Raw genomic sequence first — 8,113 nt, forward strand, 5'->3', positions numbered from 1 at the left:
TTCATAAACAAAAAGTATAAACAAAAGCTTACTAAAATCTTATAATTAAATAGGAGAACGCATCATGAAAAAATTTAAAACAATATGGACTATTGTATTTATTTGCACGCTGATTCTTACTTTGCCGGCAGCGGTATATGCTGATATCGGACCAAAAGATGAATTGACGGTTTATGTTAATCATCCTCCAAAAGAACTGTATTATCTTGATTTACTTACGCAAGAAACCTCTCCATATAATAATTTAAGTGACGAGGGTGAGCGTGAATCTCTCAATTCGACGATGGTAGATTTGCTGTACAGCTATGCAAATGAAGGTTGGAAACCGGCGCTCACGGAAGGGACGGGTGTTCCTATGTTTGGCAATCTGATCGGCGAACCTGACGGAAATAGAATGGTTCATGAATTTGGATATTTTGGAGTCCCTGACACTTATCGAATCATCATTGTTACCGAAAGTGGTGAAATAACCGTATCTGATACCTTCACAAGAAAAGCGCTTCAAAGCAGTATTACCTTTGATTATAATTCCGGTAAAGCCGTTGTTCCTAATATTGCTTATACCTATCTTCTTCAATTTATTACCACTTGTATTCCGACACTAATTATTGAAGCAATTTTATTATTGCTATTTGGATTTAAACTGAAAGAAAATTGGAAAGTTTTCTTATTCGCAAATATTATAACGCAGATAGCGTTGACAATAATTATAGGTTCAGCATTAATAAAAAGCGGGCCTCTTTCCGCATATATTACACAATTTCCGATTGAAGTTGCGATTTTGGCTTTTGAGTCCATATTATATTATAAATTCCTAAAAGGAAAAACACCAAAAACCCGATGTATTTACGGGATTGTTGCAAACCTTGCAAGTTGGGCAATTGGATTTTTCCTGCTTTCTTACCAATATGAATTGCTCATTCGGCTTCTGTAATCAATAGAAATGATAAATTTACCTTTTTTCTATTGATTAAAATTTAGATTATACATATAATATTGAAGTGCAATAATAAAAAAATAAAAATAGATAGGAGTTGTGAAGATGCGTAATTTTTCTTGCTAAATTTTAAAGCATAATAAAAAAGCAAAACGGGTTTACCGTCTTTTTGTTATGCAATGCAGGAAAGTTACATCATTTTCTCTCTCTGAATATATCGCGACTGCCTTTTTGGTTATGCTGCGCTTTGTTTTCACGAGCTGTAAGAATTAACTTTCTTGCAGCTTTATTGTTTACAAAGGAGGTATATACCATGTCATTAATTAATATTTCAAATCTAACCTTTGCCTATGACGGCAGCTATGATACAATTTTCGATCAAGTCTCTTTCCAGATGGATACCAATTGGAAGCTTGGCTTTGTAGGACGAAACGGTCGTGGAAAAACAACACTTTTGAATCTTCTTATGGGAAAATATGAATATAGCGGTAGCATTTCTGCTAGTGTGAATTTTGAATATTTCCCTTATAAAATACCGGATGAAACATTGTTGACCATCGATGTAATCGAACAAATTCATTTTGGGTTTGAGCATTGGCAGCTTTCTCGTGAGCTTAATCTGCTTCAAGTGGATGAAGACGTATTGTATCGTGCTTTCAATACACTCAGTAACGGTGAACGAACGAAAGTATTGCTTGCTTCTCTTTTCTTAAAAGAAAATAGTTTTTTACTCATTGACGAACCGACGAATCACCTGGACGTACCAGCCAGAAAGATTGTAGCACGCTATTTAAAATCCAAGAATGGTTTTATATTAGTCTCACATGACAGATTGTTTCTCGATGAATGCATTGATCATATTATTTCCATCAATAAAGCAAACATTGAGATTCAAAAAGGCAACTTCTCTTCCTGGTATGAAAATAAGCAAACGCAGGATCATTTGGAATTGGCACAAAATGAAAAATTAAAGGATGAAATCAAAAGACTTTCCAAAGCCGCAAAACGCACATCGAATTGGTCAAATAAAGTTGAACAGACGAAAAACGGTACAAGAAATTCAGGGCTCAAACCAGATAAAGGTCATATTGGTCATATGGCTGCCAAAATGATGAAGCGATCAAAGGTAATAGAAGATCGTCAAGAATCGGCAATTCAAGAAAAATCCAAACTGCTGAAAAACATTGAAACCGCAGATCGTCTTAAACTATCACCTCTAATACATCACTCCAATCGGCTGGTCACCCTAGAACATGTGGGAATCTCTTATGGTGATAAATTGGTATGTGATAATATTAATTTCCAGATCTGTCAAGGTGATCGAATTTGTCTCAGTGGTAAGAATGGTTCGGGAAAGTCCAGTATCATAAAGCTTATTTTGGGCGATGACATCACCTATCATGGGAATCTTAATAAGGCTTCTAACCTTAAGATATCCTATGTATCGCAGGACACCTCTGATTTAAGAGGCAACTTGAAAGACTTTGCAAAACAAAACGGTATTGATGAGAGCTTATTTAAAGCAATCCTTCATAAACTTGATTTTCAACGCATTCAATATGAAAAAGATATTTCTGATTTTAGTGCCGGACAAAAGAAAAAAGTTTTGATTGCAAAAAGTCTAAGTGAACAAGCTCATTTATATATTTGGGATGAACCTTTCAATTATATTGATGTGTTGTCACGAATACAAATTGAGGAATTGCTTTTACAATATCATCCGACGTTACTTTTCGTTGAACACGATATTGCATTCAGCGAAAAAATATCCACTAAGTTTGTCTGTCTTTCATAACTTTCGTGAAAAGATATTATAAAGTAATACTAACTGTATAATAAAACATAGCCCCTAAATTAAATTTAGAGGCTATGTTTCATTTCTTTTTTCATTATTGATTCAATTAACTTTTGTCGTGTTCACTCTCCCATTGAGCCTGCCTCTTCTCCATAACGTCAGCCAAATTTTCTGATGAAAGCAGCTCCTGCGGGAAATCATAAACGCCCATCATTTCACCTTTTTTCTCTTCTTTTGCAGAAAGAGGTTCCAGTACAATCGTATACTCATTAACAGACAACTGATTTTCTTGCATCAGATCATCCACTTCTAACGCTGTTTGTGCAATCTTATCCCAAGACAGTTCATCGGTATACATATAGACTGTTAAGTACTTTTTATAAGGTACGTTATATATGTCAAATTGAGTGTCCAAAGAAACTTTGACAGAAGAATCCTCCCTTTTATCCAGTCGGGCAATAATCATGTCAAAATCATATGGTAAATTGGATTCCACTAAATTTTCTACTGTTTTTTGATATTCCTGTTCAAATCGACGGAACGTATTCCATCCGCTTAATACCCTTTCTTCATACTCATCATCCAATACAGTTCCATCCCAACTACAATGAACCATAAAATACGTATCAACACTGTCTTTTGACTTTGCAGTTGCATTATAATCTCCCATCTTGAAGTTATACACTGCAGAATTTACCTCAAGATTAAGATGTGGATACTCTTCTTTTACATATTCTTTGATGGAATGCGTCGCCAATGCTTTAGAGATGGGATTTCCCATAAAACTATTTACGAAAGATAAGAGTACGCCAATTAGTAAACATATAAACACGCCCCCAAGGATGATTGCTATTTTCTTTTTCATAAGCACCTCAATTACTAAAAATTAATTCGTTTCTATTTCAATTTCCTTGTTATTTATATCTAGAATGGATACCTTTACGTTTCCACCAAGCTTTTTTGAAACAGTTTCTGACATTTCCTCTAACGCTTCTTTTAATGTTTCCTCTCTACTTTCATCAATTAGTTCAATACACAGGAATGCATTTTTTGTATCCACTGTTAACATTGTTCGAAAAGACTCACGCCAATTCCAGCATCTACAAATCGCTCCGCCATTGTCTTTATAGATAATTTCACCTTCATATGGTGGTGCATTTTCTTCGGAACCTAGAGGAATAAAATCTTCATTACCAATTGCCTTAGTCAATCGGATATCTCCAACAAATGTATCAATGTCTTCTCCGCCACATGGCAACCCATATTTTAATGAAATTGCATTATAAATATCCACCATCGGATTGATTTTCCCAATCGAATCGCCCTTTTGCACTCTTTTAAGCAATGCTTCTATCGATGATCGAACACCTTTTTTCGTTTTAAATTTTTGAAATGCTTCTCTCCAAACTTTGATAACCTCATTCTTGCTAAACTCCTGATTTTGCAGATACTTTTTTGCTTCAAGCTCTGCATTTGAAATCATCTCTTTATAAGAATCGTCTTCTTTCATAGAATTATCTATCCCATTACAAATGACAACTCCAATTTTAGCATTTGGAAATACGTCCCAAAATTGATCTTCAATGATAAATTTTTTCATTCTTTATTCCTCCAATCCTATACTTTTGCAATTGCCCGACATGGTGTTCCTTCTACGCCTTTAATTTTCAATGGGAAGGCTTCCAAAAAGACTTCTTTGCCATTTATCCGATCAAGATTTGTTATACACTCTAAAATTAAAATCTCCTTGCTGCATAAGTAAACATTAACTTCATAATTTTGGCTGACTCTGGATTCCAAACCAATGGAATCGATCGCCAGCATATTTACTTTCTTCTCCTCACAAAGATAGCGAGCCGCTTCGATGGACAGTCCGGGACGTCTTTTGGGATCAATGTACTGATCTTTTATTAGCTCATCCATATGACCTGTCCGAAAAATAAGTATGCGTCCGGTTAAATCCACTGAATCCAGTTCTTTTTCTACATCCTCAAGAGTAATGTCTTCACCTCGTTTTTTTACGTCCATTATGTAGGCATTCCCCTGAAAGCGTTCCAATGGAAATTCATTGATTTTCTTTCCGGATTCACTAAAATAGTGCGCCCCCTGTATGTGCGTACCACTTTGTGAGCAAAGTTCAAAATCATAGACGTATTCGGGATTGCTCCCTTCCACCCGATTCATCGGGCCATTCGGCTGAAATACAGGATTGCCGGGAAAGGTGAATTCGTCCATCCATATAGAAAGGTCTATGATTTTCTTCTCTGTCATATTAGTTTCCTCCGTTTGTTGTCTTAGCCTTTATTATACTGCTATATGGAATCCTGTGCTACTTTTTCTATTATCGGTAAATCCGCTTCAACCCAATCCAGTTTATCTAATTCATGTTTGTCCATCCATAAAGCTTGAACGTGAGCTTTTAACTCAATATGATCGCTCTTTAACGGACAGAGGAAACTATGCATTGCAAGGTCAAAATCCGGATATTGATGCTCCACTGTACAGTAAAATTTAAGGTCTTCTTCTCGAATGAATACCCCTATCTCTTCCATAAGTTCTCTGCATAATGCTTCTTTCGGACTTTCATTCAGTTCTATTTTTCCACCCGGAAACTCAAACTTGTATGAAATATAATCATATTTTCCTTTTGGTCTCTGTGCACATAATATTTTGTTGTTGTATAGCAGAATTCCTGCAACCACTTCTACTTTTCTCATCTTATTATTCTTTTTCTTGTCAGCTTTATCAAACCGTTCAGTCATACTACCTCCGTCAACAGATTTACAATAAATGAACTCATCTTATTTTTTCTTCTTTAAATATAATCCTAATTTCTATCATGGATTGCATACACTACAAGGAGTATATTGTAGCTTCGAAAATTTTTTGGCAAATCTTCTCACGCTTTTTGGCAAACTTTTCATATCTGCCATAGCGTGAGATTTTTAGTTTTTTGCCACTTAGTTTGAGATTATTGGTTCCTAGTTGTCCCTCCTGAATATAGTATCATTCAACAGCTTAGCCTTGAAGTTATAACTGTCAAAATGCTGCATGATACCAAGATATGACTGTACGGACTGGTTTATCTCTTCAAAGTCCTTAGAACCTTCCGAATAAGCTTTCTGAAGCATTTTAAACTTCCTCTTAATCTTCTTTAAGGTCTTTTTCTTTAGTTTTCTATGTGTAGCCCATACTCTAAAGCCTACAAACTCAATACCGCACGATATGGGTCTTATAGCGGTCTTATTATTCAAGTCTAGGTCGAGAACTTCTTTTAAGAATACTTCAATATCGGTTTTAATCTCATGTAAGTATTTTTTATCATCTACCAGTATTATTATATCATCCATGTATCTTACATAGTAGTGTATTCCAAGCTTATGCTTAACATACTGGTCAAGCTCATTGAGATATATGTTAGCGAATAGCTGAGAGGTTAAATTTCCTATCGGTATCCCTACATCAAAAAGCCTATCTTCTTCACTGCATTGGTCAGGCTCCATTCCAGCAGGAAGTCCAAAAGGAACATCTTCACTGTTTATAATCGTATCTAAAAGCCAAATAAGGTCTTCATCCTCAATCTTATTTTTCAGGATATCCAATAGTATTTTATGATTAATCCTGTAGAAATATTTTGATATATCCAGTTTTAAATAATAGTATTTCTGTGGCTTCCTGTTTACTTGCCTTAACCAATATTGAAGCCTATCAGCAGCCTTATGAGTACCTTTTCCAACTCTGCACCCATAACTATCATAAATGAATTGCTTGTCATATATCGGATATAAGACCCTGTATATAGCCCATTGGACAACTCTGTCCTTAAAGGGTAATGCCATTATTAACCGCTTTTTAGGGTCATAGACAAAGAATTCTCTATACCTACCAACCTCATAAGTCTTATATATTAATTCATTTTGAATCGTGATTAAATTCTCTTCAAGGTTTGTATTGAACTCCAGTACATCACGTCTGTATCGTTTGCCTTTCTTTGCTTCATTTGTTGCTATATAAAGATTTTCAAAGTCTATTATTTCAGAAAATATATTTCTTAGTTTTTTAGCCATAAAGCACACTTCCTCATAATAATTAGTCATATGGCTATGTGTAGCACTTTTCATTTCTTACTTGGTGCTTCCATAGCAATTTAATATTTTGCTTTGTCAGCAGGGAAATGAGCCCCTTTGTCCTCTCTGTACTGGATGCAAGCCCTTGAGCTTGCAACATCTGACAATGAGAGCAGAGCGGAGCGGAAACCAATGTTGTTGCTCGAGTTCGAACGAAGGTTGTTCAAGTTCAAGGCGAAAACCCCAGCATCAGAACCGTTGTTCCAGTTGCCACCACGAATCGGAAGCTCAATAGGCTCATCCCCCAAAACTTGTATTTATCTATTTACTGATTTCATCCAGCCGCCTAACATGCGACCGATTTCACTCAACATTTTGCTCCAATTTTCATACTGTTTTAATCCTAAATACTTGAATTTTGGGTCTGCTGCAATTCTTATGAAAGTCCTCAATGTTTCAAGCTCCACATCCATCTCCTGAAGAGTGGTCTTTTTATAATATTTCTTATTTGCTGCAATAATCAGCTTCAAGAGAGAATACATTGATTTCTTTATCTCATTTGCAAGAGCGTACCTTTCAGACTTAGGAAATTGAAGTAAGCATTTATTACCATAAACTATCATGTCATAAACTTTTTGATATATTTTTAGTTCGTTCATTACTTCATCCTCACTTATACAAAAAGTTAAGGAGAGCTATCGCTCTCCCTATCAGATTAACAGAAAGCAGATTACAGATTGACAAAAGCGGAGCGGAAACCAAAGTTGTTGCCCGAGTACGAACGAAGGTAGTGCAAGTTCAAGGCGAAAACCCCAGCAGCAGAACCGTGGCCCCAGCCGCCACCACGAAACGGAAGCCTTTCTCCGTAGTTACGAACCCAGAAGCCATCTCCTCCACACGAAGCATCTACTGGAGCAATCCCTAAAGCTTTTAACAACGTCGGTACTGTTACACCGCTCTTAGCAGCTAAAGTCTCAAAATTACAATGGCTGTATCTATAGTATTCGTTAACATCTCCACCAGTGTAGTTAGGATTATCCCTTACAGTATTTATGATTGGGTTCCTCCTACATTGTTTCCATCTTTGTCCGCAGTACCAGGAGTTGTATTGTCAATTTTAAGAGTTGAAGCTGTGCCTGGTGCTGCCAAATTACCATCCTGTAAGACAGCTTTCCACCAAGAGCTTGTATCTCCAAAGTCAGCGTTTGCCATTGCAGCATCATTGTCCTTTACAATCTGTATTTCACCATTCTTAAGTCTTAGTCCAGCAGTCCACTCCCAGACATTACCGTTCAAGTCGAATATACCTTCATT

The 8,113-nt window shown here is 36.2% G+C and carries 8 protein-coding genes and 1 pseudogene; 2 read left to right on the top strand and 7 right to left on the bottom strand.

Features of this window, described 5'->3' with window-relative positions; genetic code table 11:
• The first annotated feature begins 64 nt into the window (after window positions 1–64).
• Window positions 65–934, top strand: a complete 870-nt coding sequence (locus I2490_RS03545) for a hypothetical protein (RefSeq protein ID WP_206458391.1) — start codon at window positions 65–67, stop codon at window positions 932–934.
• Between the two features lie 316 nt (window positions 935–1,250).
• On the top strand, window positions 1,251–2,732 hold the full coding sequence (locus I2490_RS03550) for an Lsa family ABC-F type ribosomal protection protein (protein ID WP_206458392.1): 1,482 nt from the start codon (window positions 1,251–1,253) through the stop codon (window positions 2,730–2,732).
• A 106-nt stretch (window positions 2,733–2,838) separates the two neighbouring features.
• Here I2490_RS03550 and I2490_RS03555 read toward each other — a convergent pair whose 3' ends face one another.
• The 7 genes and pseudogenes from I2490_RS03555 to I2490_RS03585 all read right to left on the bottom strand — a co-directional run.
• Window positions 2,839–3,597: a YfjL-like protein gene (locus tag I2490_RS03555; protein WP_206458393.1), complete on the bottom strand. Its 759-nt coding sequence runs from the start codon at window positions 3,595–3,597 to the stop codon at window positions 2,839–2,841.
• A 21-nt stretch (window positions 3,598–3,618) separates the two neighbouring features.
• Entirely contained in the window at window positions 3,619–4,332 is a 714-nt protein-coding gene (locus I2490_RS03560; protein WP_206458394.1) for a B3/B4 domain-containing protein, read from the bottom strand.
• Window positions 4,333–4,349: 17 nt separating this feature from the next.
• The gene (locus I2490_RS03565; protein ID WP_206458395.1) at window positions 4,350–5,003 is read right to left on the bottom strand and encodes a cyclase family protein; all 654 of its coding nucleotides are present in this window, start codon (window positions 5,001–5,003) and stop codon (window positions 4,350–4,352) included.
• A 41-nt stretch (window positions 5,004–5,044) separates the two neighbouring features.
• Entirely contained in the window at window positions 5,045–5,494 is a 450-nt protein-coding gene (locus I2490_RS03570; protein ID WP_245157072.1) for a (deoxy)nucleoside triphosphate pyrophosphohydrolase, read from the bottom strand.
• 219 nt (window positions 5,495–5,713) lie between these two features.
• Window positions 5,714–6,799: a reverse transcriptase/maturase family protein gene (locus tag I2490_RS03575; protein ID WP_206458396.1), complete on the bottom strand. Its 1,086-nt coding sequence runs from the start codon at window positions 6,797–6,799 to the stop codon at window positions 5,714–5,716.
• A 317-nt stretch (window positions 6,800–7,116) separates the two neighbouring features.
• Entirely contained in the window at window positions 7,117–7,458 is a 342-nt protein-coding gene (gene avd, locus I2490_RS03580) for a diversity-generating retroelement protein Avd (protein WP_206458397.1), read from the bottom strand.
• Window positions 7,459–7,849: 391 nt separating this feature from the next.
• Window positions 7,850–8,113: pseudogene (locus tag I2490_RS03585) on the bottom strand (hypothetical protein); the annotation flags it as partial.

It is taken from the genome of Anaerovorax sp. IOR16 (assembly GCF_017168145.1).
GTDB lineage: Bacteria > Bacillota > Clostridia > Peptostreptococcales > Anaerovoracaceae > IOR16.